This is a genomic window from Pseudomonas sp. PDM31, from assembly GCF_019218965.1.
Classification (GTDB): domain Bacteria; phylum Pseudomonadota; class Gammaproteobacteria; order Pseudomonadales; family Pseudomonadaceae; genus Aquipseudomonas.
On record NZ_JAHUWS010000005.1, the window covers coordinates 214,809 to 238,711 of the forward strand.

Here is a 23,903-nt window from a genome sequence, read left to right on the forward strand (position 1 = left end):
CACAAACCTCAGTTCAAAATTCTGTTTTCAACCAACTCAGGTTTTCTTGAGCGCAGCTGCAATCCCAGCCCCACAAACAGAACGGGTACCACCATGGAAAAATGACGGGCAAAGGAGCCGAAGTCGGGTTCGAACAAGCCCTGCACCAACAAAAACGAAAGGGGTATTGCGATCAGCTCTTTGACTTTCGGTTCGATGACGGAGCCCTTGTAGTGACTTGAAGTGATCATTTTGAACATCAACAATGACGTCATCATCATCAACACGACAAAGATGATCTGACCCAGGCCGGACAGAAGGATCAGCTCTACAGGGAACGACAGCCGGAAAAAGATGCTCATTGAGTCAATCGCTTGTGAAACGAAGTCGCCGCCGTTTATCCACGACACAATCAATGACTTCGACCCCTCCTCGCCCAAGGTGCGTTGTTCATTGTTGCTGGCTCGGATGGACGAAACCGAATAACCGACGAGCAACTGAATCGCTGTGGCAATGGCCAGGTAAAACATGAACAGCATCAGGAAAAAGCTCCAACGCGAAACATGCTTCTTCATGATGGTCACGCCCACCCAGACCAGCGAGAACAAGATCCAGTAAGGTCGAATCAGCACGCCATAGAACAGCGCGGAGAGAAAAAATCCGGCCCTGTAGCGCTTCGAAAATGAAAAAAACAGAATGGCGATCACCGCCACCGAGACAATGATTTCCTTGGTCAGGTTATCGAGAAAAAAAGACCTGACCACACCCCAGAGACACAGGGTAAAAAAAATCGTTATCGGTATTCTTCTGAAAATGAAGATCGGGATAGCGGTCAGGAACAGGTTGCACAGCATCCCGTAGGCCCATGCATTGGTCAGGTTAATGCCCGTGGGACGTAGCAGGTAGGCGGAGCACTCATAAGAAGAGCGGTCTGGCGAAAACGGATTCCAGAAATTGCAATTGTCGGCACGGGCGTAGGATGACCACAGTGTCATTGCATCCGGACCCGGGTCGCGATGCATCAGCAGCGGCATTGCAATGGACAGGAAAAGGCCACAGAACAAAATCAGGAATGACAGCGACGAGTCCAGCTTGCTTGCGCGAAACTCAATGGAAGGTAAAGATAAAGCCATTACACGCGCCCCTTCGCCCGGATAAATCTGCTCAACAACGCAATAACGGCCAACTGCACGGCAATCGAGAAGACATTGCCCCAGGCTGCGCCGTAAATTGAATAGTGTTTAATCAGCACGTAACTGACCGGCAGTGAAACCGCCAGGCAAACCGCCGCACTGATTAACGACACCCGACTGTTCTTCGAGGCAATCAGCCCGCCCCAGACGATGTCGCCGATGGCGCGCAGGGCGAAGGAGAAAATCAGAACGCTCAAGATCTTGTTATCCGGGCGCGGAACGTCCACCGCCACGTAGTCGAGCAAGATATTGAAGAAGGCGTAAATCAACACGGCAACGACGCAGGAAACCACCAGGGAGCGCAGCACCCACTGATTGAGGAAGAGTTGCCGGACCGTCAGCGCCTGTTGATTATCCTTGTAACGCTTGGCCAGGACAGGAATGCCAACCACCGCAACGACAGCGTATGACAGCGCCTGCAAAGTGTTCGCGGCCGACCAGGAGTACACATACTTGCCAAGGCTCGCGTAGGGCTCCAGGTCCAGAATCAGAAAACGTTCCGCGTACTGACTTAATGCAATCAGTCCTGCGCCCAGATAAAACGGCAGCCCGGCTTTCCATACGGAAGCCGTGGTGACCGTACTGACCGGGCGCCCCTTGTTTACGTTAATGACGATCAGGTACCCGGCGACGATCACCAGGATGTTCGTGGCTACCCACAACCACAGAACACTGGCGATGTCGGCGACCACGCCCAGCATGAGTCCGGCTACGGCAACCAGCGCCCATAGACCGGTCTTGACGAAGAACAGCATCGCGCCCCAGTTGGCTTTCTGCGCCGAGAACACGAACGAGTTGATTTCGAAGGACAGATGCTCGGTCAGCAGTAACAGCGTGACGCATGCGATCAACGCAGTTCCCGCCTCGACATGGCTGACCAGCGAGTACAGCGCGACCGTCAGCGTCGACAGCAGCACACCGACCGCCAGGTACAAGAGCAGTACTTTATCGACGACAAGCCGCGAACTGCCGCCGACACTGATCAGTCGATTGATTTCAGAACTGAAGCCGACGCTGTAGAACTTCGAGGCGATCAGCGAGGCAGCCACGACGACACCGTAAAAACCCAATGCGTCATAACCCAGATAATGGGTGATGGCCAACACCAGCAAAAACTTTGCGCCTAATGCACCGCCCCGAAGCAACAGGCGAAATATCATCGAACAATACCTTTGATGATATTGTCCATCTGCACGGCTTTGCCTTCGATTTCCTTACAGGTGTCCGTGAGTTTCTTACCGAAACGGGATAACGCATTCGGGGCGAAGACCGTATCGATTATGGCGTCGACATTGATATCGCCACCATTGATGACCCAGTCTTCCACGCCCATATCCTGATAAGCACCGAAGCCTTTACGCTCGTAACTGATATGGAAAGCAGGCACGCCGGACAGCAATGACTCAATGGCTCCATGCAACCTTACGGAAATGACCAGGTCAGGCTGATACTTGGCAAGTGTCGCCTTCAAAGGCAGCAGGTCTTCGGTAATACCGAGTTCCCGGTAAAACGCCCCATCATCGTTGCCACGCACTGCGCTTTGTACCGCGCAGACCACCTTGCACTTGTCCCGCAGTCTTCTCAACAACAGCTGCAAATTGGCCACGTAGCTGGCTTTCTTCTCTTTGCTCCACTGCGGCGGCTTGCGTAAAACAACGCAGACCACGGCGGGCGATGACGCACAACGAGTGAACTTGGGCTGGGCCAGTATTTTGCTCGCCAGCGCCTGGACGGCGAGGTCCGGCGCGCGATAAACGTTTTCGTTGGACTCGAAAATGGCCGAGGACCTGTTGTCGCGGACAAACACCGCATCGGCGCTGGCGTAGTGCTTGACGATGTCACTGCTCTCACCGTGGAAAGGGCCGATGCTTTGGGGAAGATAAACTGACGGCACCTTGCTCAGGATCGCCGTTTCCAGTTGCTTGGCGTGTCCGAGCTTCAACTTGATGTGCTCGAACGCGCTTTTGGAACGCATATAACCACCGCCCACTCCCACAATCAGATCACTCTTGCTCAAGAGCTGCGCGAGACCTGCATAGGACTGATTGAGGAAAACCGCTTGTTTTACCCTGCCCAATCCCTTCGCTGCCATAACCGGCGCGTCATAGCGTTCATAGGGAAGATAACTGAATGATTCAGGGTCTGACGCAACGACGTTGATCGTGGTTTCCGGGCCAAAGTTACGATGCACCAGGGCGATCGCCAAATCCACAAGAAGGCCATCACCCGAATTGGACGCACTGTAGCCGTGCAAAATAGTTACGTTCATCGTCTTGATTTCACTTAAAGAGTTTTAGCGGAATACACGTCATAGGTTTGCTGGATCATCAGCATTGCGCTGAAGCGCTCGCGCACCATCTTGCGACCTTCGATACCGAGATCCAGCAACCTCTGTTTCTTGATGCCGTTCAATATCCCGGCCAACGCCTGGTGATCACCAGTGCCGAATATGTAGCCTGTGGTGTCGTGCTTGACCAGCTCAGGGAGTGATGTGCAGTCGCTGGCAATCACCGGCAACCCCATGGCCATGCCTTCCAGGGGAACCATGGCAAAGCCTTCCCAGCGACTCGGAACAATCAAGGCATCGGCCTTTTTATAGAGATCGTTCACTTCACTCGGAGTCACCCAGGGCAAGTACTCCACGGAATCGATGGCCGGGCATTCAACCGGGTCCGAATTGACCGCACTGCCCACCACCGTGAGCCGCAAGTCATTTCGCTCGACTGTTGAAAAAGCCTTGAGCAAGACGTCAAAGCCCTTCTGATAATCCAGTCGCCCTACGAACAAAAGACGTATGTCCGAATCGGTGTCAGGCTTGAGCTCATCTTTTTTGTAATGAATGCCGTTGTAAATCAGCTTCATGCGGTGACGATCAATACCAAAAGCCGCGGCTTGATCCAGTTCGTACTGGCTGACGCAAATAATGACGTCGGTGACTTTCTGCAAAAGCCGCTCAATCAGCGAATAGGCTTTTTGCTTGGCCGGAGAGCTCTCCATCAGAAACGAAAAGGCATGGGGGCAGTAAACGATTTTGGGTGAGCGCCAAGGCCGCATCAGCACACAGACGCATCGGCCTATCACTCCGGAGAAAGTGCTGTGCAAGTGCACGACATCAGGCTTTTCCTTGAAGATGACGCGGATGAGTTGCCAGGCAAATCGCAAGAGCGACAGCACACCCCGGTTGTTCCTTGAAAAGGTACGGATGTTGCGTTCATCGATTCCGTGCAACTCTTGCTTCTGGTCGAACGGCACCAAATAAACCAGTTCATATTGCCGGTCTTGACCCTCTGGAGGTGTCGATATCGAACGAATGACTGTCGCAACACCACCCTTTATCGTTTCCGCCACGTGTAGAATTTTCTTCACAATCCACCCTTCTCCATGTTTAGCGGTAAGCAAGACGAAGCCGAGAGCGGCCGGCTTGCGCCAACCCGCTCTCGGCCACACTTTCATCAGGACTTGTCAGAGGCGTATTCGTAGTTGTAATAGGCGTAACTGCCATTACCGTAATAACTGGACGCGCGCTTCTCGACGCCGTTGAAAATGGCGCCCTTCAACTCGATTCCGTTCTGCGCAAAGCGGCGAATAGTCAATTCGATCTCCTTGGCAGGGTTCACACCAAAGCGAGTCACGATCAAGTTAATGGCTGCTTCACGCCCAACGATCGCGGCGTCAGTGACAGCGAGTAGCGGCGGTGTATCGATGATTACCACGTCGTACATCTGACTCAACTGCGTCATGAGTTCTCTGAAATTGGCATGCATCAACAGCTCTGACGGGTTGGGCGGCACCTGCCCACGACTGATGAAGTGCAGATTTTCGACTTCGAGTTTATGGATCGCCTGCTCGACACTGCAGCGCTTGGCCAGCAGATCCGACAAGCCATTGCTGACCGGCGTTGCCAGGGTTTTGTGCAGATGACCTTTACGCATATCGGCGTCGACCAGCACGACTTTCTGCCCGCCTTGCGCAATGACGGCGGCAAGGTTCGAGGAAACGAACGTTTTGCCGACCTCCGGGCTCGGGCCGGAAATCATGATGCGGTTGTTGGTTGCATCCAGTCCGGCAAAATGCAGACAGGTTCGCAGGCTGCGTATCGACTCGATGGACAAATCCGTCGGGTTGCTCTGCGCCAACAGAAACGCCTGGCGATTCTTGTCATCGTTCGCCCGGGGCTTCTTGTTGTCTTCTTCCTGTTGCAGCGAGCTGTACGGAATGGACGCATAGACCGGCAGGCCGAGCTGTTCAATGGCTTCGGGGCCCTCAATGCCTCTACTGAGCGATTTGCGCAGCAGTACTAAAGCGACACCGACGAATGCACCGAGAAAAGTCGCAATCAGGACAATCAAGGCTTTGCGCGGCTTGACCGGGTTTGTCCTGTCGACATCCGCGGTATCGATCAACCGTGCATTACCCACCGCACCGGCCCGGACAATGTCCAGTTCCTGGGATTTATTCAGCAGCTGGGTATAGATCTGCGTGGCGACCTCCACATCCCGAGTCAGGTTCAAAAGCTCTTGTTGGGTAGCCGGAAGACCTTGGACCTTTTTCTCCAGACCGCGTCGCTGACTGTTCAAATCCGCCATTTGCGCCATCAAGGCACGATAGGTCGGGTGCTCCCTGGTGAACTTGCGATCCATCTCCGCCTGCTGCAGTTTCAAATCGGAGATACGGGTATCCAGGACCACAATCTGTTCCAGCACCGACTTGGTCTCGAGGGAGATATTTACCGTGTTGCCGCCGGTTTGATAGCTGTTCAGCGCATTGCTGGCCTTGGCCAGGTCTTGCTTGACTTGCGGCAGTTGCGCCTGCAGGAAATCAAGACTCTGGGCTGCTTCGGCAGAGGTGCGTTGCACGTTCTGCTGCACATAGAGCGCTGACACCTTGTTCAGGATCTTGACCGCCAGGGCGGAGTCGGTGCTGGCCAGGGCCAGGTTGATGATGCCCGACTCCTTACCCTGCTCGGAGACTTCAATGACGTCCTGGTAATTCTGGATAGTGACGATTCGAGGATTGCGAACGACCTCGAATTCAGTACCCGGATTCGCCGTCAGGGTCGCGACGCAAACAGTCACCCCGTTTTGTGCGATTTCTTCTCCTGCGGCGCCATCCACCAGCAAGACACCGTCGTCATTGAACAGTTTGAATCGTTGCTGTTCTGCGGCAACCAGCTTGAGTTTTTTACCCAGCAGTTCGTCAGGCAGGTTGAGCTTTACGATTTCAAGACGCTCGCCGCCCCATGCATAGCTGTCCATGCCGAAACGCGCAGGCGCCACACTGTCAGCGGTAGCTCCCTTGTAGCGCCTGGCCAGGAAACCACCGACCACAGGGAATGTATTGGGTGTTATCTGAATATCCAGGTGCAGATCATCGACTGTTTTGCCGATGATCGCCCGGGACTTGATAATGCCGATCTCGGTAGCTGCCGGGGATTGCCCACCGAGCATGCTGCTGATATCGGAGAAGCCCAGCATGTCGTTCTTTTTCGGTTCGACCTGCACTAACGCATTAGCCAGATACACCGGAGGGGCTAATACCGAATACGCGACACCGCTCACCATGAACGCTCCGGTGATGGCGCCTATCAACCATTTATGATCAATCAACGTGCCTAGCAGACCGAGAAGATCAATCTCGTCTCTATCTTTTGCCCGGGTACTGAGTACTGACGGTAACTGCATAATGTCTATTCTTTTACCATTATCACTAATCTGGAATTCATCCATCATCCGAGGCGCTGTGCCCATGAGCACACGGCATCTTTAATCAATGCATGGGCATGGACAAAAGCAGCTTTTCCTTGACGATACGGATCCTTGATTTCTCGCTCACTCTGCCACTTGCCCAGAAGAAACACTTTGCCCCGCGCGTGCGGTGCAACTTTCAGTACATCCGCTACATGGCCCTTTTCCATGACAAGGATAAGATCGGATTCATCGACAATGGCTGAAGTAATCTGGCGCGCCCGAAACGCTTGAGCGCAAAGCCCTTGCTCTTCCAGCAACTGGCGGGCATTGCTTTCCATGGACTCGCCTGCCCGCGCGTGCAAGCCCGCGGAGGTCACGACGATAGGTGAAGGTTCCAGTGCGTTGCGCAGCAACAGTTCGGCAGTGGGGCTTCGACAAATATTGCCAACGCAAACGATAAGAATATTTCTGAACAAGGCTACTTTCCCCGTAGTGTGTCGATTTGGCCAATCTATCGCGGGGATATGAGTGAACCGACAGGTCGGTCCCGCATTCAGAGATGGATCAATGTTGTTGATGCAAGTGTATTAGATACCACGACTCACAAATAACGCCCAAGCAGAATAGCCGGACTAAAAATAACGACGGCGCCGCTACTGATAATTACCAGACAAAAAATAACATTTCACTTCACTCACCCTCACCTACAGGCAAATCGGTCTTATGGATTGAATGAACTCCGCCTTGCCCCTCCAGTCTGATTCATTGCAGGACTACAGTATTACCTCAGGAACGTCCAACAAGACAATGACAAATTTCAAACTGTTTACCGCCTCGTTTGTTTTCGTATCCGGCATACTCAATCAGGCTTATGCCAGTGACACTTTTCCGGCGCTGAAAGAAGAAAACAGCACAATAGGTATTCAAGTAAAGATTCAAAACTTCACCGCCACCGACGCCCGGCAGATCAAAGAGGCCGGTTTCGGTTTCGTGCGTTTTGGCGTATGGACCAACAGCCTGGCAAACCCTGCGTATCAAACCCGGATCAAGGAAGCCTTTGCTGCCGCCGGGTCGGCTGACCTGCCGGTGTTGATGACCGTTCGATCTACGGTGGCTCTAACCAACAGCACCAACAGCGGCAGCCGGGATCTGGCCAGCGCTGGAGAGTCGTTCGCCCATTCCGTCATCAATCTGGAAAACACCTACCACAGTCAACTTGTGGCCATTGAAATCTGGAATGAACCCGATTTGTCGAAATATTGGCCCACAGGCGATTTTGAGCAGACGTTTGTCCCTTTCATGAGTGCCGCATGCAACTCGTTGAGCAAGCGCGATTACTCGACGCCAATGATCGGTTTTGGATTTGCAAAGGCGCCGACCGCAAACTCCAAGGCGAGCGTCGCGCTGACCAGGATTGTCAACGATCATCCACAGTGCCTGACTGCGGTCTCGTACCACCCCTATGGGATGTCGCACAGTGAAATCAGCCGGACCCAGGCGTACATTCTGGATACTTTCCATGTACCCGGTGTCATTTCCGAATGGGGCGTGCCGTCGCTCACACGCATCGGCGGAACTACCGGCCAGGCATCAAGGATCACAGACTTTATTGCAGGCATCAAAAAGCTGAACGTACCGCTGACCTCGATTTACGAATGGAAAAACACCGATTCAGGAAGCAACGACCGCGAGAAGAACTTTGGTTTGATGACATCGGATGGCAAGCCCAAGCCAGCGGCAACTGCTGCACAAGCGCTGTTGAAATAACCGGCGTTTCAGACGGATATGAACTCTGCGCCTGGGCAGACAGGCGCAAGGCGGGAGGGGCTGCCCAAGCGTCAACGGTCAGTTGCTTTGAACCTGCCGGGCGATTCGGCATCTTATTGATCAATACCAGGCCCCTCCTTTCCAGCAGCCGTTTTCAAGTTGTTGCCGCAGGGGCTATCGATACACGTAAGCGCCCTTGAGTGGCTGTCAGCGCTCGGGTAATGTCACCAGACCCATAGGACAGAGCACGCCCATGACTTCCAAGCTGGAACAACTTAAACAAATGACGACCGTGGTTGCCGACACCGGCGACTTCGAAGCTATCGCTCGCGTCAAACCCGTGGACGCCACCACCAACCCGTCGCTGCTGCTCAAGGCTGCGGCCATTCCCGCTTATGCCGAGCTGTTGAACGCTTGCGTCAGTGACTGCAAGGGCGATGTCGGCCTGGCCAGCGACCGTTTCGGCGTCGCGGTGGGCCAAGAGATCCTCAAGGTGATTCCGGGGCGTATTTCCACCGAAGTGGATGCGCGCCTGTCATTCGACACTGACGCCGTGTTGACCCGTGCGCATCGTCTGATCGAGCTGTACGAACAGGCCGGCATTGGCCGTGACCGCGTACTGATCAAGATCGCTTCGACCTGGGAAGGCATCCGCGCTGCCGAGATCCTCGAAAAGGAAGGCATCCAGACCAACCTGACCCTGCTGTTCTCCTTCGCCCAGGCCGCCGCCTGTGCCGATGCCGGGGTGTTCCTGATTTCGCCGTTCGTGGGGCGCATCTACGACTGGTACAAGAAAGCCAATGGAAACGACTACACCGGCGCGGATGACCCGGGCGTGCAGTCGGTGACCCGTATCTACAACTACTACAAGGCCAATGACTACAAGACCGTGGTCATGGGCGCGAGCTTCCGCAACCTCGGCCAGATCGAGCAACTGGCCGGCTGCGACCGCCTGACCATCAGCCCGGACCTGATCGACAAGCTGGCGGCGGATACGGGCAAGCTGGAGCGCAAGCTCGCTCCTGGACATGCTGGTGAAGCCCGCCTGAGCCTCAATGAAGCGCAGTTCCGCTGGTTGTCCAACGAGGATGCGATGGCGACCGAGAAACTGGCTGAGGGTATCCGTCAGTTCGCTCGCGACCAGGAAAAACTCGAGGCGTTGTTGCAGGCCAAGCTGTGATCTGAGCTGGTGTAATGCAAAAAGGGCGAACCCTGGTGGGTTCGCCCTTTTTTGTGTCTGGAAGGACAGGTTGATCTCGCGGAAATGAGCGGTGACTGTGCTGCCGCCTTCGCGGGCAAGCCCGCTCCCACAGTGTCCGTGTCGAACTCACATTTTGTGGGGCACGCCAAACCTGTGGGAGCGGGCTTGCCCGCGAAGGCGTCCGGACAGGCACCCATTTTCTCAGAGGATCAGTGACGCTCCAGCGCATTCACCAGGTCATGGAACGCTTCACGATTGTGGTCGTTCAGGCCCATGAGGATCTTGTGCGCTTCGAGCACCTTGATCCGCACCACTTCTTCCGACTGATCCTGGTCTGGAAGGTCGTCCAGGCACTCAGGGCACGGCACGGGCTGGTCAACGATGTTGAACACTTGCTCGAAGCCCATGGACTGCAGCAGACGGGTGATGTCTTCGTGGGTGGTGACGACAGTCGGCAACAGGCCGACCTTCTGCCGCGACAGGATCGACAACTTGGCCAGCAAGCCAAGGGTGGTGCTGTCGATGCTGCGGGTTTCGGTCAGGTCGATCACGATCGCGTTGAAATTCAACGCGGTGAAGATCCGCTCAATAGTCGCATCCAACGCCGAACACAGGGTCAGGCGAACTTCACCGACGAACTTCAGGACGAAGGTGCCGTCCTGCTCGGCGAACTGGATTCTACCGGTACTCATTGAAGATTCCTGCTCAACACCAACAGGGCGATATCATCCGGCATCTCCCCTAGCGTGGCCAATCCAAAAACCTGCCGCAGCCCATCCAGGGTGCCGCCCGCAGCCTTGACCCGTTGGGGCAACGCCGCCTCTTTCTCTTTGAGTGTCGGTTCTGGCAAAAGGTCCAGAATGCCATCAGACATCAGCGTCAGGCTGAACGTCGGTGGCAGCTCCAGCACGTGATCTTCGTAGGTGGCTTCGTTGAAGAGGCCCACTGGCAGACCGCGCCCTTCCAGATAACGAACACTGTCTGGTGTGTACAACACTGGCAACGGCAGATGACCGCCGATGCTATAGGTCAACAAACCTGTCTCCTCGTCGATGACTCCACCGACCATTGTGACGTGTTTACCCAGCTTACAGCTGATCAGGCCCCGGTTGATATGACCCAGAACCTCTGAAGGCTTGAATTCCGGCAAGGTGCCGCTGCGCCTGGATTCGAACAGCAAGCGCGTGGTCATGAACTTCAGCAGCACGGTGACGAAGGCTGAAGAGGCGCCATGCCCGGAAACGTCCGCCAGGTAGAACGCAACCCGGCGCTCGTCGACGCGAAAATAGTCGACGAAATCACCCGACAGGTACAGCGACGGGATGATCTGGTGAGCAAACTTGAACTCGTCGATGGTCCAGGGGCTGACCGGCAGCATGTTCATCTGCACCTGGCGACCGGCGTTCTGGTCTTCCTGGAGCAGATTGAGGCTGGCTTCGAGCTCGCGGTTGGCCTTTTCCAGCTTCTCGCGGTAGCGCTGGTTCTCCAGCAGCAGGCGCGCACGATCCAGGGCCCGGCGCACCGAGTGCTCAAGCACGGCCAGATCTTCGAGTGGCTTGATCAGGTAGTCGGCCGCGCCCAGGCGCAGGGCCTCGACCGCGTCGTTCATCACTCCGGCACCCGATACCACGATCACCGGCGTTTGCGACGAGCGTTCGGTGACCTGACGGATGAGTTCGAGTCCGCCCATCTGCGGCATGCGCAGATCGCAGATGACCAAGTCGGGCTTGTCTTGCTCGAATACCTGAAGTCCCTGCTGGCCATTGCTGGCCTGCAAGACGCTGAAACCACTGTCTTCCAAATAGGCGGCGAGGCTCGCGCGCACTACTTCGTCATCATCGATTATCAGCAGCGTGGCACTGGTTTTTGGCATGTGGGCAAACGGCGCCAGAATTAGGTTGGCGTAGCAGGAGGGGCATTTTACCCGGCTCGAACTACTGGATTCGCTTTCTAGCCTCTCTGCTGCACCGCTTTCGAGCATTTGCCCTATTCACATGTACACCAGAGGTGCCCTTCTAAGGCGCAGACGGTACTCCCATCCGCGAAGCGTTTCAAGCTCACGCCGATGGTCGCTTGACGTCAACACTTGTCAAATCACCGGGAGTTATAAGAACCATCAAAACCGTAACCCAATGGAAGGATCAAACCCATGGGTAAAACCCGTCGGGACTACGGTGAAAAGCGCGATTTCATTCGCCCCGGCAAAACAAAAAGGCGGCCATATGGCCGCCTTTCCTGTATTACAGGCCGAAATCAGAAATCGTCTTCAACCTGTCCGTCCTTGACCTTGAACTCACGGTTCTGCAAGTACGCATTGCGGATGAAGGTGTACTTGTCGCCGCTGATCAGCTTCTCGCTCGACAACAGGCTGGCACGGGTGTCGACAACGTTCAGGCCGAAAACCGAATTTCGCACCGGCACGTCGTTGATATAACGATACGGGCCGGTATAACCATCGACGTACTTCGATGGCGCATCACGCAAGGTGCTAGGACCGAGCAACGGCAGCATCACGTAGGGACCACTGCCTAGCCCCCAATAACCAAGGGTCTGGCCGAAATCTTCGTCATTTCGTTGCAGGCCCATCTTCGTGCCGACATCAAAGAAGCCCAGCAGGCCGAACGTGGTGTTGAAGAGCAGGCGCGCGGTATCGACACCGGCAGCAGCCGGTTTGACCTGCAGCAGGTTGTTGGCAAGGTTGGTGACATCACCGACGTTGCGGAACATGTTGTGAATGCCGTCTTCGAGGAACTGCGGGGTGACAAACTCATAGCCTTGCGCCAACGGTTTCAGGCCGTAGGTATCGACGAAGTCATTGAACTCGAAGATCGGGCGGTTGACGCTTTCCCAAGGATCGTCTTCCGTTGCTGCCTGGGCAGTGAACGGAACCAGCAACACGCTGGCACACACACATATCTTGGCTAGATGATTGCTCCAGCGCATAGAAAAACTCCTTGGACTGTACCGGCCCGGGCGCCTGGCCCGGACAACAAGCTGGCAAGTATAAGACGGAAACAGCGTTTCGGGCATATGAACGGACCACACTGGCACAAATTGGCACCAAATGTGACCGATTAGCATCTTTGTAACTCAACTGTCACTGTGCCCCGCTAGCGTTGAGGCTATTTCAGGGACGCTGACATGCCACAAGCCCAAGCCTTGCCCCAGACCGCACCCAGCCTGACCGCCGTATTGTTTGGCCTCAGTGGCTGCCTGGTAGATTTCGGCGCACGCGCACAGCGCCACGACAACCCTCTAGCCGAATACGCGCAAGTCACACCGGGAGCACTGGACAGCCTGAGCAGCCTGCAGCGCCAGCAAGTTCCCTGCGCATGGCTCGATGAACTCCCCCTCGCCGTCAGCCATGCCCTGGCCTGCGCTCTGCCGCAATGGGTGAAACCTGCGCAACATCCAGCATCACTCAATCCATGGCCCGCACCGAACGCCTGCTGGCAAGCGTTGATGTCGTTGAATGTCGAACGGCTGGACGGCTGCGTGCTGGTCAGTGGCGAGCCGCGATTGCTGCAATCGGCGCTCAATGCCGGTCTATGGACCATCGGCCTGGCATCCTGCGGCTCACTTTGCGGCCTGCCCCCCGAGCAATGGCAGGCGTTGAGCCCGCAGGAGCGCGACAGCAAACGCGCCAGGGCGACCATGCAACTGTTTGGCCTGGGCGTGCACTCGGTGATCGATCACCTTGGTGAACTCGACACCTGCCTGGCCGATATCAACCTGCGTCGACTCAAGGGCGAAAAGCCCTGACCGAGATCATGCAGTTTGTACGCGAGTGGATTAATCTAAAGGTCAGCCATAGACCTTTGGCGTAACGTTACGGTCTATGCCAGTGCCTATCGATAAAAGGAAGACCGTCATGCCTGCCCGCGAACTGCAAGAACAGCTCAATGCCCTGCGCGAGCAATTGGAACAGAACCCTCCGCTGTCCGAATCAGAGCGCGAGAACCTGCACGAACTGATGCAACAGATCGAACTCAAGCTTGAGCTCGAAACCAAGACTCAGGACTCCAGCCTCGCCGACGGCGTCAACCTGGCCGTGGAGCGCTTTGAGCTCGAACACCCGACCCTCGCCGGCACCCTGCGCAACATCGGGCAGGCCTTGGCCAACATGGGGATCTGAATCGGGTAGAAGCACTGTAGGAGCGAGCCTGCTCGCTCCTACACCTACAGGGGGGGGTTACTGGCGGGCCAGACGATGGTTCGGCAGTTGCGCTTCTTCCGTGCTGCGATACGGATTGATATCCAGCCCGCCCCGGCGCACATAACGCGCATACACCGTCAATTTCTCGGGTTTGAGCAACCGCTGCAGGTCGAGAAAGATCCGCTCCACACACTGCTCATGGAAATCCGAGTGCTGGCGGAAGCTGACGATGTACTCCAGCAGACTCGCGTGATCGAGCGCCGCGCCGCGATACTCCACCGCCACGCTGCCCCAGTCCGGCTGGCTGGTCACCGGGCAATTGGATTTGAGCAAGTGGCTGTGCACGCTCTCTTCGACAATGCGCGATTCATCACAACGCAGCAGCTCAGGGCGCGGATGCTCGTAGTTGCTGACGCTGATATCCAGCTCATCGATGCACACCCCCGGCAACGCCACCACACCTTCAGCCTCGACATCCTTGAGGCTGCGAATGCGCACGCCCACCGGCTTGCCGGCAGCAGCCGACAAGTCCTTGACCAGCGTCGCTTCCAGGCTCGCCGTATCGGCAAAGGGGGTCTGGTTCAGCGAGTTGAGGTACAGCTTGAACGACTTCGACTCGATGATGTTCGGCGAATCCGCCGGGATGCTGAACTCGCCGATCGCCACCACCGGCTTGCCCGACGGCAACAGCCAGGACAGTTCAAAGCAGTTCCAGAAGTCCACGCCCTTGTAAGGCAGGGTTTGCGCCGTCAGGCCCAGTTCGGCCCATTTCGCGGTGCGCGGGATCGGGAACAGCAGGGACGGCGTGTAAGTGGCGATGTATTCGCTGGATTTGCCCAGCGGCGAGTGTTCGGCTGCGGGATGCATGGCGGAAACCTGTCTGAAGAATCAGCCGATTCTACCAGCCTTTGAGTGCTTACTGACTGACAGACACTTTGCCGACCATGCCAGCCTGGTAATGCCCGGGAATGTTGCAGGCAAATTCCAGGCTGCCGGCGCGGCTGAAGGTCCAGGTCAGCTCAGCGGTCTTGCCCGGTTCGACCAACACGCTATTGGGGTCGTCATGCTTCATGGCATGCCCGTGCGAGGCGTGCTCCATCGCGGCCATGGCGTCGTGGTCCATTTCCTTCATGCCGGTAGGTGTCAGCATGCCGCTTTGCTGCATCTGCAACATTTCCTGCTGGTGGCGGGCATGCATCGCCGCGTCCCCCAGGTTGAACTCGTGCAGTAACTGGCCTTTATTCACCAGCACGAAGCGCACGGTTTCCCCGGCTTTGATGTCAATGGACTGCAGATTGAAGCTCATGTCTCTCATCACCACTTCAACGCTGCGGGTCGCCTTGTTCGCCGGCGCGGGTTGGCCGAAATCGTAGGCAGGTGCCGGACCGGCCCATACCGGCGAGCTCAACGCCAGCAAACAAGCGACTTGCATCAGGGATTTGCGAAAAAACATCGTCGTACTCCAACAAGGTAAGGCTCGGCTTGGGGAAAACTCTAAACTGCTGGCACTGCCTGTAACCTGACAGCCAGATTACAACTTTGTAAGGTTGAGCTGCATCAAGGCCACCCACGGTATAAAGCGTTCGTACCATCTTGATAGAGTCGCCCATGAAACTGCTGATCGTCGAAGACCAACACAAAACCGGCCTATACCTGCGCCAGGGCCTGACCGAGGCCGGGTTCAATACGGAACTGGTGGCCGACGGCAGCACCGGCCAGCAATTGGCCCTCAGCGGCGATTACGCCCTGCTGATCCTCGACGTGATGCTGCCCGGTCGCGATGGCTGGCAGATTCTGCAGGCGGTGCGCAGCGCCGGCCTCGACACCCCGGTACTTTTTCTGACGGCGCGGGACGCGGTGGATGACAGGGTTCATGGCCTGGAACTGGGTGCCGACGACTATCTGGTCAAGCCGTTTGCCTTCTCCGAACTGCTGGCCCGGGTTCGCAGCCTGTTGCGTCGTGGCAGCGTTGCCCCACAGGAGACCAGCCTGCATCTGGCCGACTTGCGCCTGGACCTGATCCGCCGTCGGGTTGAACGCAGCGGCCAGCGTATTGACCTGACCGCCAAGGAGTTCGCTTTGCTGGAAATGCTCCTGCGCCGCCAGGGTGAAGTCCTGCCCAAATCACTGATCGCGTCCCAGGTGTGGGACATGAACTTCGACAGTGACACCAACGTCATCGAAGTGGCGATCCGCCGTTTGCGCCTGAAGATCGACGATGAATTCCCCAACAAGTTGATCCACACCGTGCGCGGCATGGGTTATGTCCTTGAAGAGCGCCCAACCTGATGCGCCGACTGTCCTTGAGCAGCCGCCTGGCGCTGCTGTTTGCCGCGTGCACCGCCGTGGTGTCGTTGTTCGCCGGGGTGTTGTTCAGTCGCGCCAGCGAGGCGCACTTTGTTGAGTTGGACCAGCAGTTGCTGGACGGCAAATTGATCGGTGTGCGCCGCGCCCTTCAGGACCTGCACTCGAGCACCAGCGAAACAAGATTGGCCGACGAGCTCAGCCGCCAGGCCGATCTGTCCCTGCGCATCACCGGCAGTGATGGCCAGCGCCGGTATGAGAGTTCGACGCAGCTGCCGCAAGCGTTACCGCGCCAGCCGGGATTGTCCACGGTGAGCCACGAGGGCACCGCGTATCGCGTCCTCAATGCACCGCTCTACCCCGATCAGGCCAACTCGCCACAGCTGACGCTGTTGCTGGATATCACTCATCACCAGCACTTTCTGCAACGCATGCAGCGTTTGATCTGGCTGACCGTCGGCTTGTCGGCACTGGCCACCGCGCTGCTTGGTGCCTGGGCGGCGCGCAGCGGGTTGCGGCCATTGCGACGGATGAGCACGATCGCCAGTGGCGTATCCGCGCAATCGCTGAGCTCACGTCTGCCGGAAGAAAACATGCCGCCGGAACTAGCGGAAATGGCCCACAGCTTCAACGCCATGCTCGGACGCCTCGACGACTCCTTTCAGCGGCTCTCAGCCTTCTCTGCCGACATCGCCCATGAGCTGCGCACACCGCTGTCGAACTTGCTGACCCACACCCAGGTCACCCTCACCCGCCCTCGCCCCATCGAGGACTACCGTGAAGCATTGCACAGTAACCTGGAAGAACTGCAATGGATGGCGCAACTGGTCAACGACATGTTGTACCTGGCCAAGGCGGACCACGGGTTGTTGGTGCCCACACGCCAATCGCTGGAGCTGGCGGAAGAAGCGGACCTGCTGCTGGAGTTTTTCGCGCCGCTGGCGGAAGACACCAGGGTTACGCTTGGCCGCGAGGGCCATGGGCGAATCGAAGGCGACCGCAGCATGTTGCGTCGGGCGCTGTCGAACCTGCTGGACAATGCCCTGCGGTTTACCCCGGTCGACGGCCAGGTACGCTTGCGTATCGCCGAGCAACCGAAGCAGTTGAGCATCATTGTGGAAAACAGCGGCGAAGGAGTTTCAGCGCAGCTGCTGCCACGGTTGTTCGACCGTTTCTACCGAGCCGATCCGGCGCGTCATGAAGGCAGCAGCGAGCATGCGGGGTTGGGGCTGGCGATTACCCAGTCGATCGTGCGGGCCCATGGCGGGCAGATTCGTTGCGAATCGGACAATGGATGGACGCGGTTTGTGATTGAGTTGCCAAGGGGGGATTGAGGCCGGTAGGGCCGGCCTCATCGCTGGCAAGTCGGATCGCCGCTCCGCAGCTCCCCAATGGAATTACACATTCGTGCACAACACCGGCCCCTGTGGGAGCCGGTCTGCCGGCGATCGCGGTATCAGCGCTTACGAATAGCGCAACGCATGAGCCGGTTCGATCTTCGCCGCGCGCCAGGCCGGGTACACCGTCGCCAGGAAGCTGAGGATGAAACCCGCCGAGCAGATCAGCGCCACGTCCGCCCCTTGCAGCTCGGACGGCAGGTTGCTGACGAAGTACACATCGGAACTGAAGATGTGCTGCCCGCTGATCCGTTCGATCCAGCCCACCAGCGCGCTGACGTTCAGTGCCGCAATCACACCGAGCACGCCACCGATCAAGGTGCCGACAATGCCGATCACCGTGCCTTGCACCATGAAGATAGCCATGATCTGCCGTGGCGTGGCGCCAATGGTGCGCAGGATCGCGATGTCCGCGCCCTTGTCGTTCACCACCATGATCAGGGTGGCGATGATATTGAATGCCGCCACCGCGACAATCATCAGCAACAACAGGCCGATCATGGTCTTTTCCATCTTCATCGCACTGAACAGGCTGCCCTGGGTGTGGGTCCAGTCGTCAGCCTTGTAGGCGGCGCCCAGGCCCGTGGCGATATCGCTCGACACTTGCGGCGCAGCGTACAGATCCTTCACCGCCAGACGCACGCTCTGCACCTGATTCGGCTCCCAGCGCTGCATCTGCGCGGCATCGGCCATGTGGATCAAGGCCATCGAGCCATCAAGCTCGGCACCGACCTTGAACACACCGACCACGTTCAAACGCTGCATGCGCGGGGTAATGCCCCCCGGTGCAGTGCTGACTTCAGGCACGATCAGGGTGATTTTGTCACCGACATTCAAGCGGAAGCGACGCGCCGTGATCTCACCAATCACCACGCCGAACTCGCCCGGTTTCAGGGCATCGAGACGCCCCTGGACAATGTGTTGGGCGACGATCGACACCTGGCCTTCCAGCGCCGGATCGATGCCGCTGACCTGGATCGGCTGCATCGTGCCCTTGTAGGACAACATGCCTTCCATTTCGGTGAACGGCACGGCCGCCGTCACTTGCGGATTTTTCATCGCGGCCGCCGCAACGGGCTGCCAGTCACTGATCGGGTTGACGCCAACGATGGTCGCGTGCGGCACCATGCCGAGGATGCGCGAACTCATTTCGCGCTGGAAGCCGTTCATCACCGACAACACCACGATCATCGCCAGCACGCCGAGGGCGAGGCCGATCATCGAGGTCATCGAGATGAAGGAAACAAAGCGATTGCGGCGCTTGGCGCGGGTATAGCGCGTGCCGATAAAGATCGATAACGGTCTGAACATTCGCTGGGGCACCGTATAAAAATAAAAGACCCGGCGCACATTCCAGCACGCCGGGTTACAGCCAATCAGATGGGCGTGAGGCAACCTTCCTGCAAGTGCAGGACGCGATCCATCTGGCGGGCCAGGTTCATGTCGTGGGTCACCACCAGAAACGCCGTGCGCATCGAGGTGCTGAGCTCCAGCATCAAGTCCTGAATGCCCTGGGCGGTGTGGGAGTCGAGGTTGCCGGTCGGCTCGTCGAGCATCACCAGGCCCGGCTTGTTCACCAGGGCACGGGCAATGGCCACGCGCTGACGTTCACCACCGGACAATTCGGAGGGCTTGTGCTCCAGGCGATGGCCCAGCCCTACCCGCTCCAGCAATGCCGTGGCCCGTTGACGCGCCTCCGGGATCGCGGTCTTGCCGATCAGCAGCGGCATGCAGACGTTTTCCAGGGCGGTGAATTCCGGCAGCAAGTGGTGGAACTGGTAGACGAAACCGAGTGAACGGTTGCGCAACAGGCCGCGATTTTTCTCGCTGAGGGCGGAAAGTTCCTCACCATCGAGCCAGACGCTGCCCTGGGTCGGCGTATCGAGGCCGCCCAACAGGTTGAGCAAGGTACTTTTGCCCGAACCCGAGGTGCCGACGATCGCCACACGCTCGCCCGGGTGCAACTCCAGTTGCAGGCCGGCCAACACTTGCACCGACTCCGGGCCCTCCTCGTAGGATTTGCCCAGGTTGCGGCAGCTCAAGATTGCTTTTTCACTCATGCGTGACTCACTCATAACGTAGCGCCTGCGCAGGCTGGGTGCGCGCGGCACGCCAGGCTGGATACAGGGTGGCGAGGAAACTCAGGACCAGCGCGGCGCCGCAGACCATCAAGACGTCCTGGCTCTGCACCTGCGACGGCAGGTAATCGATGAAGTACACGTCGGCGTTGAGGAATTTGTGCCCGATCAGGCCTTCCAGCGCCGAGATCGCGGCGCTGACGTTCAGCGCGGCGAAGATCCCGACCACGGCACCAATGGCCGTACCGACCACGCCGATGACCGTGCCCTGGACCATGAACGTGCGCATGATCGTGCCCGGCGTGGCGCCCAGGGTGCGCAGGATCGCGATGTCGCCTTTCTTGTCGTTCACCACCATCACCAGCGTGGAAATGATGTTGAACGCAGCGACGGCGACGATCAGCAGCAACAGCAGGCCTATCATGGCTTTTTCCATGCGGATCGCCTGATACAGGTTGCCGTGGGTGCGGGTCCAGTCACGGGCGTAGTAGCGATCTTCACCGAGTTCCCGGGCGATGCTCCACGCGGTACGCGGGGCCTGGAACAGGTCATCGAACTTCAGGCGCAGGCCTTGCACCTGGTCCGGCTTCCAGCGATGCAGCCGCGCCAGGTCCTGAAGGTTGGTAACGCCCAGGTAGCCGTCGATCTCGCCGGCGCCGACATGGAAGATGCCAACCACTGTAAAGCGCTTCATGCGCGGGAACATCCCGGCCGGGGTCACGGTGACTTCCGGGGCGACAAAGGTCAGCTTGTCGCCGATGGCCGCACCGAGCTTGGCGGCGGCCTTGTCGCCGATGACGATGCCGAATTCGCCCGGGACCAGGTCGTCGAGTTTGCCCTGCAGCATGAAGCGGTCGATGATCGACACCTGGCGCTCCAGCGCCGGATCGATGGCGTTGAGCAGGACTTTCGAGACCTTGCCGTTGTTGGTCAGCAAGCCCTGCATCTGGGTGAACGGCGCAACGGCCGTCACCTGCGGGTTCTGCTTGACCTTGGCGGCCAGGCTCTGCCAGTCATTGACCGGCTCGCCGGACTCGATGGTCGCGTGGGGCACCATGCCCAGCACACGGGTGCGCATCTCATGATCGAAGCCGTTCATGACCGACAAGACCACGATCATCACGACCACGCCAAGGGCGAGCCCGATCATCGAAGTCAGGGAAATGAACGACACGAAGTGATTGCGACGCTTTGCACGGGTGTAACGCGTGCCGATAAATACGAAGAGAGGTCTGAACATGTCGGGGCTTGTTCGGAGGGAAAAGGAACGTCCTTGTGGCGGGGGTCGAAAACCAGCTTTACACTCAGACCACCGCCGCTACCATGGGTTCGCCATGTCGACATTAGATGAAGAAGATCGCCGCGAATACTACCGTATCGAGGACACGATCGCACTGGAAATTCGGCCCCTGTCCGCTCTCGAAGCCGCAGGACAGGAAGTGTTGCAGGATGCTTCCCCGCTCTTCAACCTGCTCAGCGAACTGCACCTGAGCGAATTCGAGTCGCAACACCTGTTGCGCCAGATCAGCGAACGCGACCGCAACACCGCGGCGTTCCTCAAATCCCAGAATAAACGCATCGACTTGCTCAGCCAGGTGATCGCCATCACCTTGCTCGGCCAGATCGGCGAACCGCAGCCTGTCGTCATCTCCGAGGGCGGTATCGAATTTCAACATCCAACACCTATCGACACCGGCGCTCACCTGTCGGTCAAACTGGTATTGATGCCCCAAGCCCTGGGCTTGTTGCTGCGGGCTCGCGTTACCCATTGCGACCGCAAGGGCGATGGTTTTGACGTCGGCACCGAGTTCGAACACCTGACCGATGCCCAGCGCCAACTGCTGGCACGCCACATCTTGCACAAGCAGGCCCAGGAACGACGCCTGGCCCGCGAACACAACGAATCAGGCATTTAACTTAAGGAACAACCGTGACCCTCATCTACGGCCATCGCGGCGCCAAGGGCGAAGCACCGGAAAACACCCTGACCAGTTTTCAGGAGTGCCTCAAGCACGGCGTACGCCGTTGCGAACTGGACCTGCACCTGTCCAGGGACGGCGAACTGATGGTCATCCATGACCCGACCCTCAAGCGCACCACCGACCGACGCGGCAAGGTCGCCGAGCACCCGGCGGCTGACCTGGTCACTTACGACGCGCGCAAGGGCGGCCCGGGCTGGATCAAGCCCTGCCCGATTCCAACTCTGGAAGAACTGTTCGAGAAGTGCGACTTCGACCACTGGCAACTGGAAGTCAAAAGCGCGTCACGCACCCGCGCGGCGACCACCGTGCTGGCGATTCGCGAAATGGCGCAACGCCACGGCGTGATGGACAAGGTGACCATCACCTCGAGTTCGCGGGAAGTGTTGAAAGCGGCGCTGGACCTGGTGCCGGACGTTTCACGAGGGCTGGTTGCCGAATACGCCTGGCTCGACCCGCTGAAGGTCGCGCAGAGCTACGGCTGTGAAATTCTGGCGCTGAACTGGACCCTGTGCACGCCGGAACGCCTGCAGAAGGCGCAGCGTCAGGGGCTGCATGTGTCGGTATGGACCGTCAACGAGCCTGCGCTGATGCGCAGACTCGCCGACTTCGGCGTTGACAGCCTGATTACAGACTTTCCCGGTTTGGCCAGCGCCACGCTCGAGAATTGCTGAAATCGGTCTCCCCGGCCGGCTCAGGCCACCGGCCGGAGCCCGTCAAAAAAGCCGGTTGAGGCCGTCGTACGCGGCGACCCGATAGGCTTCGGCCATGGTCGGGTAGTTGAACGTGGTGTTGACGAAGTACTTCAACGTGTTCAGTTCGCCCGGCTGGTTCATGATCGCCTGACCGATGTGGACGATCTCCGACGCCTGATAACCGAAGCAGTGAACGCCTAGCACTTCCAGAGTTTCACGGTGGAACAGGATCTTCAGCATGCCCTGAGGCTCGCCGGCGATCTGCGCACGCGCCATGCTCTTGAAGAACGCCTTGCCCACTTCATACGGCACTTTGGCCTGGGTCAGTTCCTGCTCGTTCTTGCCGATCGAGCTGATCTCCGGAATGGTGTAGATCCCGGTCGGCACATCGTTGACGAAACGCCAGCTGCCGTTGTCGACGATGCTGCCAGCGGCCGAACGACCCTGGTCATGGGCGGCACTGGCCAGGCTCGGCCAGCCGATCACGTCGCCGGCACCGTAGATGTTCGGCACGCAGGTGCGGTAGGCCTCATCGACTTCGATCTGACCACGGCTGTTGACCTTGACGCCGATGTTCTCCAGTCCCAACTGATCGGTGTTGCCGGTACGACCGTTGCACCAGAGCAAGGCATCGGCCTTGATCTTCTTGCCGGACTTCAGGTGCAGGATCACACCGTTGTCCACGCCTTCGACGCGGTCGTACTCTTCGTTGTGGCGGACGGTGATGTTGTTGTTGCTGAAGTGGTAGCTCAGGGCCTGGGAAATTTCCGAGTCGAGGAAGCTCAGCAACTGACCACGGTTGTCCACCAACTCGACCAGCACACCCAGACCGCTGAAGATCGAGGCATATTCACAACCGATCACGCCGGCGCCGTAAACGATGAGTTTGCGCGGGGTGTGACCGAGGCTGAGGATGGTGTCGCTATCGTAGATACGCGGATGGTGGAAATCGATGTCGGCCGGGCGATACGGGCGCGAACCGGTGGCAATGATGATGTGCTTGGCCACCAGCTTCTCGACCACGCCATTGGCGCAGACCACTTCGATGGTTTGCTCGTCGGCGAAGCTGCCGGTGCCGAAGAACACGTCGACGCGGTTGCGGGCGTAATAGCCGGTGCGCGAAGCAACTTGCTTGGAGATGACTTTCTCGGCGCTTTTCAGAACGTCCGGAAACGAGAACCAGCGCGGCTCACCAATGGCCCGGAACATCGGATTGGTGTTGAACTGCATGATCTGCCGCACCGAGTGACGCAGTGCCTTGGACGGGATGGTGCCCAAGTGAGTGCAGTTGCCGCCGACCTGCCGACGGCTGTCGACCATCGCGACCTTGCGTCCCGCCTTGGCGGCATTCATTGCCGCGCCTTCCCCCGCCGGGCCGGAACCCAACACCACCACGTCGTAGTTGTAGACAGCCATGCGTACTCCTCAGAACAGGCCGCGGCGCCCTCGGCACCTGCGGCTAAATCA

At 58.0% G+C, this 23,903-nt stretch carries 23 protein-coding genes; 8 read left to right on the forward strand and 15 right to left on the reverse strand.

All coding sequences use genetic code 11. From position 1 onward, the window contains the following. Positions 1-8: 8 nt before the first annotated feature. The 6 genes from KW839_RS12045 to KW839_RS12070 all read right to left on the reverse strand — a co-directional run bounded on the left by KW839_RS12045 (position 9) and on the right by KW839_RS12070 (position 7,335). Complete coding sequence (locus tag KW839_RS12045; RefSeq protein WP_218424471.1) at positions 9-1,112, reverse strand: hypothetical protein; 1,104 nt, start codon at positions 1,110-1,112, stop codon at positions 9-11. Beyond that, positions 1,112-2,332 (reverse strand): polysaccharide biosynthesis C-terminal domain-containing protein, encoded by a 1,221-nt coding sequence (locus KW839_RS12050; protein ID WP_218424472.1) that lies wholly within the window; start codon positions 2,330-2,332, stop codon positions 1,112-1,114. Before KW839_RS12050 ends, KW839_RS12045 begins: the two co-directional genes overlap by 1 nt. Continuing rightward, positions 2,329-3,441: a polysaccharide pyruvyl transferase family protein gene (locus KW839_RS12055; protein ID WP_218424473.1), complete on the reverse strand. Its 1,113-nt coding sequence runs from the start codon at positions 3,439-3,441 to the stop codon at positions 2,329-2,331. Before KW839_RS12055 ends, KW839_RS12050 begins: the two co-directional genes overlap by 4 nt. Positions 3,442-3,455: 14 nt before the next feature. Continuing rightward, the gene (locus KW839_RS12060) at positions 3,456-4,538 is read right to left on the reverse strand and encodes a glycosyltransferase (RefSeq protein ID WP_218424574.1); all 1,083 of its coding nucleotides are present in this window, start codon (positions 4,536-4,538) and stop codon (positions 3,456-3,458) included. An 86-nt stretch (positions 4,539-4,624) separates the two neighbouring features. Beyond that, a complete protein-coding gene (locus tag KW839_RS12065) occupies positions 4,625-6,853 on the reverse strand; it encodes a polysaccharide biosynthesis tyrosine autokinase (RefSeq protein ID WP_218424474.1) in 2,229 nt (742 codons plus the stop codon). A gap of 44 nt (positions 6,854-6,897) precedes the next feature. Further along, the gene (locus tag KW839_RS12070) at positions 6,898-7,335 is read right to left on the reverse strand and encodes a low molecular weight protein-tyrosine-phosphatase (RefSeq protein WP_218424475.1); all 438 of its coding nucleotides are present in this window, start codon (positions 7,333-7,335) and stop codon (positions 6,898-6,900) included. A gap of 331 nt (positions 7,336-7,666) precedes the next feature. Between KW839_RS12070 and KW839_RS12075 the strand changes: the two genes are divergently transcribed. After that, on the forward strand, positions 7,667-8,626 hold the full coding sequence (locus tag KW839_RS12075) for a cellulase family glycosylhydrolase (protein ID WP_218424575.1): 960 nt from the start codon (positions 7,667-7,669) through the stop codon (positions 8,624-8,626). Positions 8,627-8,879: 253 nt separating this feature from the next. Next, on the forward strand, positions 8,880-9,806 hold the full coding sequence (gene tal, locus KW839_RS12080; RefSeq protein WP_060540123.1) for a transaldolase: 927 nt from the start codon (positions 8,880-8,882) through the stop codon (positions 9,804-9,806). A 230-nt stretch (positions 9,807-10,036) separates the two neighbouring features. Here the strand turns inward: tal and rssC are convergent, their stop codons facing one another. The 3 genes from rssC to KW839_RS12095 all read right to left on the reverse strand — a co-directional run bounded on the left by rssC (position 10,037) and on the right by KW839_RS12095 (position 12,770). After that, on the reverse strand, positions 10,037-10,519 hold the full coding sequence (gene rssC / locus KW839_RS12085) for an anti-sigma factor antagonist RssC (protein ID WP_060540124.1): 483 nt from the start codon (positions 10,517-10,519) through the stop codon (positions 10,037-10,039). Beyond that, positions 10,516-11,700 (reverse strand): two-component system response regulator RssB, encoded by a 1,185-nt coding sequence (rssB, locus tag KW839_RS12090; RefSeq protein ID WP_060540125.1) that lies wholly within the window; start codon positions 11,698-11,700, stop codon positions 10,516-10,518. Before rssB ends, rssC begins: the two co-directional genes overlap by 4 nt. A 380-nt stretch (positions 11,701-12,080) precedes the next feature. Further along, positions 12,081-12,770, reverse strand: coding sequence for a VacJ family lipoprotein (locus tag KW839_RS12095; protein ID WP_218424476.1), 690 nt, complete (start codon positions 12,768-12,770; stop codon positions 12,081-12,083). 198 nt (positions 12,771-12,968) lie between these two features. Here KW839_RS12095 and KW839_RS12100 point away from each other — a divergent pair, with 198 nt between their 5' ends. Continuing rightward, entirely contained in the window at positions 12,969-13,589 is a 621-nt protein-coding gene (locus tag KW839_RS12100) for a hypothetical protein (protein ID WP_060540127.1), read from the forward strand. Positions 13,590-13,698: 109 nt separating this feature from the next. After that, positions 13,699-13,962, forward strand: a complete 264-nt coding sequence (locus KW839_RS12105; RefSeq protein WP_060540128.1) for a DUF4404 family protein — start codon at positions 13,699-13,701, stop codon at positions 13,960-13,962. Positions 13,963-14,019: 57 nt separating this feature from the next. Here KW839_RS12105 and queF read toward each other — a convergent pair whose 3' ends face one another. Then, positions 14,020-14,850 carry an NADPH-dependent 7-cyano-7-deazaguanine reductase QueF gene (queF, locus tag KW839_RS12110; RefSeq protein ID WP_218424477.1) on the reverse strand — a complete coding sequence of 277 codons (831 nt, stop codon included), beginning with the start codon at positions 14,848-14,850 and terminating at the stop codon, positions 14,020-14,022. A gap of 49 nt (positions 14,851-14,899) precedes the next feature. Continuing rightward, positions 14,900-15,436, reverse strand: coding sequence for a plastocyanin/azurin family copper-binding protein (locus KW839_RS12115; protein ID WP_218424478.1), 537 nt, complete (start codon positions 15,434-15,436; stop codon positions 14,900-14,902). A 155-nt stretch (positions 15,437-15,591) separates the two neighbouring features. On the opposite strand from KW839_RS12115, the gene KW839_RS12120 reads away from it, so the two are divergent. Then, on the forward strand, positions 15,592-16,272 hold the full coding sequence (locus KW839_RS12120) for a heavy metal response regulator transcription factor (RefSeq protein WP_060540131.1): 681 nt from the start codon (positions 15,592-15,594) through the stop codon (positions 16,270-16,272). Continuing rightward, positions 16,272-17,621, forward strand: a complete 1,350-nt coding sequence (locus KW839_RS12125; RefSeq protein ID WP_218424479.1) for a heavy metal sensor histidine kinase — start codon at positions 16,272-16,274, stop codon at positions 17,619-17,621. Before KW839_RS12120 ends, KW839_RS12125 begins: the two co-directional genes overlap by 1 nt. A gap of 129 nt (positions 17,622-17,750) precedes the next feature. Here the strand turns inward: KW839_RS12125 and KW839_RS12130 are convergent, their stop codons facing one another. The 3 genes from KW839_RS12130 to KW839_RS12140 all read right to left on the reverse strand — a co-directional run bounded on the left by KW839_RS12130 (position 17,751) and on the right by KW839_RS12140 (position 21,002). Further along, a complete protein-coding gene (locus KW839_RS12130; protein ID WP_218424480.1) occupies positions 17,751-18,995 on the reverse strand; it encodes a lipoprotein-releasing ABC transporter permease subunit in 1,245 nt (414 codons plus the stop codon). A gap of 65 nt (positions 18,996-19,060) precedes the next feature. Continuing rightward, a complete protein-coding gene (gene lolD / locus KW839_RS12135) occupies positions 19,061-19,744 on the reverse strand; it encodes a lipoprotein-releasing ABC transporter ATP-binding protein LolD (RefSeq protein ID WP_218424481.1) in 684 nt (227 codons plus the stop codon). 7 nt (positions 19,745-19,751) lie between these two features. Beyond that, entirely contained in the window at positions 19,752-21,002 is a 1,251-nt protein-coding gene (locus KW839_RS12140; RefSeq protein WP_060540135.1) for a lipoprotein-releasing ABC transporter permease subunit, read from the reverse strand. Positions 21,003-21,096: 94 nt separating this feature from the next. On the opposite strand from KW839_RS12140, the gene KW839_RS12145 reads away from it, so the two are divergent. After that, positions 21,097-21,678, forward strand: coding sequence for a PilZ domain-containing protein (locus KW839_RS12145; protein WP_218424482.1), 582 nt, complete (start codon positions 21,097-21,099; stop codon positions 21,676-21,678). Between the two features lie 14 nt (positions 21,679-21,692). Further along, a complete protein-coding gene (locus KW839_RS12150) occupies positions 21,693-22,415 on the forward strand; it encodes a glycerophosphodiester phosphodiesterase (RefSeq protein WP_060540137.1) in 723 nt (240 codons plus the stop codon). A 42-nt stretch (positions 22,416-22,457) separates the two neighbouring features. On the opposite strand, the gene sthA is transcribed toward KW839_RS12150, so the two are convergent. Further along, positions 22,458-23,852, reverse strand: a complete 1,395-nt coding sequence (sthA, locus tag KW839_RS12155; RefSeq protein ID WP_060540138.1) for a Si-specific NAD(P)(+) transhydrogenase — start codon at positions 23,850-23,852, stop codon at positions 22,458-22,460. Positions 23,853-23,903: the final 51 nt, after the last annotated feature.

Bases quoted from the DNA above. Each gene is read 5' to 3' on its own strand.
- KW839_RS12055 (WP_218424473.1), bottom strand. From the start codon at position 3,441: ATGAACGTAACTATTTTGCACGGCTACAGTGCGTCCAATTCGGGTGAT.
- KW839_RS12130 (WP_218424480.1), bottom strand. From the start codon at position 18,995: ATGTTCAGACCGTTATCGATCTTTATCGGCACGCGCTATACCCGCGCC.
- KW839_RS12105 (WP_060540128.1), top strand. From the start codon at position 13,699: ATGCCTGCCCGCGAACTGCAAGAACAGCTCAATGCCCTGCGCGAGCAA.
- KW839_RS12095 (WP_218424476.1), bottom strand. From the start codon at position 12,770: ATGCGCTGGAGCAATCATCTAGCCAAGATATGTGTGTGTGCCAGCGTG.
- sthA (WP_060540138.1), bottom strand. From the start codon at position 23,852: ATGGCTGTCTACAACTACGACGTGGTGGTGTTGGGTTCCGGCCCGGCG.
- KW839_RS12045 (WP_218424471.1), bottom strand. From the start codon at position 1,112: ATGGCTTTATCTTTACCTTCCATTGAGTTTCGCGCAAGCAAGCTGGAC.
- KW839_RS12100 (WP_060540127.1), top strand. From the start codon at position 12,969: ATGCCACAAGCCCAAGCCTTGCCCCAGACCGCACCCAGCCTGACCGCC.
- tal (WP_060540123.1), top strand. From the start codon at position 8,880: ATGACTTCCAAGCTGGAACAACTTAAACAAATGACGACCGTGGTTGCC.
- lolD (WP_218424481.1), bottom strand. From the start codon at position 19,744: ATGAGTGAAAAAGCAATCTTGAGCTGCCGCAACCTGGGCAAATCCTAC.
- KW839_RS12065 (WP_218424474.1), bottom strand. From the start codon at position 6,853: ATGCAGTTACCGTCAGTACTCAGTACCCGGGCAAAAGATAGAGACGAG.
- rssC (WP_060540124.1), bottom strand. From the start codon at position 10,519: ATGAGTACCGGTAGAATCCAGTTCGCCGAGCAGGACGGCACCTTCGTC.
- queF (WP_218424477.1), bottom strand. From the start codon at position 14,850: ATGCATCCCGCAGCCGAACACTCGCCGCTGGGCAAATCCAGCGAATAC.
- KW839_RS12075 (WP_218424575.1), top strand. From the start codon at position 7,667: ATGACAAATTTCAAACTGTTTACCGCCTCGTTTGTTTTCGTATCCGGC.
- rssB (WP_060540125.1), bottom strand. From the start codon at position 11,700: ATGCCAAAAACCAGTGCCACGCTGCTGATAATCGATGATGACGAAGTA.
- KW839_RS12125 (WP_218424479.1), top strand. From the start codon at position 16,272: ATGCGCCGACTGTCCTTGAGCAGCCGCCTGGCGCTGCTGTTTGCCGCG.
- KW839_RS12140 (WP_060540135.1), bottom strand. From the start codon at position 21,002: ATGTTCAGACCTCTCTTCGTATTTATCGGCACGCGTTACACCCGTGCA.
- KW839_RS12050 (WP_218424472.1), bottom strand. From the start codon at position 2,332: ATGATATTTCGCCTGTTGCTTCGGGGCGGTGCATTAGGCGCAAAGTTT.
- KW839_RS12120 (WP_060540131.1), top strand. From the start codon at position 15,592: ATGAAACTGCTGATCGTCGAAGACCAACACAAAACCGGCCTATACCTG.
- KW839_RS12145 (WP_218424482.1), top strand. From the start codon at position 21,097: ATGTCGACATTAGATGAAGAAGATCGCCGCGAATACTACCGTATCGAG.
- KW839_RS12115 (WP_218424478.1), bottom strand. From the start codon at position 15,436: ATGTTTTTTCGCAAATCCCTGATGCAAGTCGCTTGTTTGCTGGCGTTG.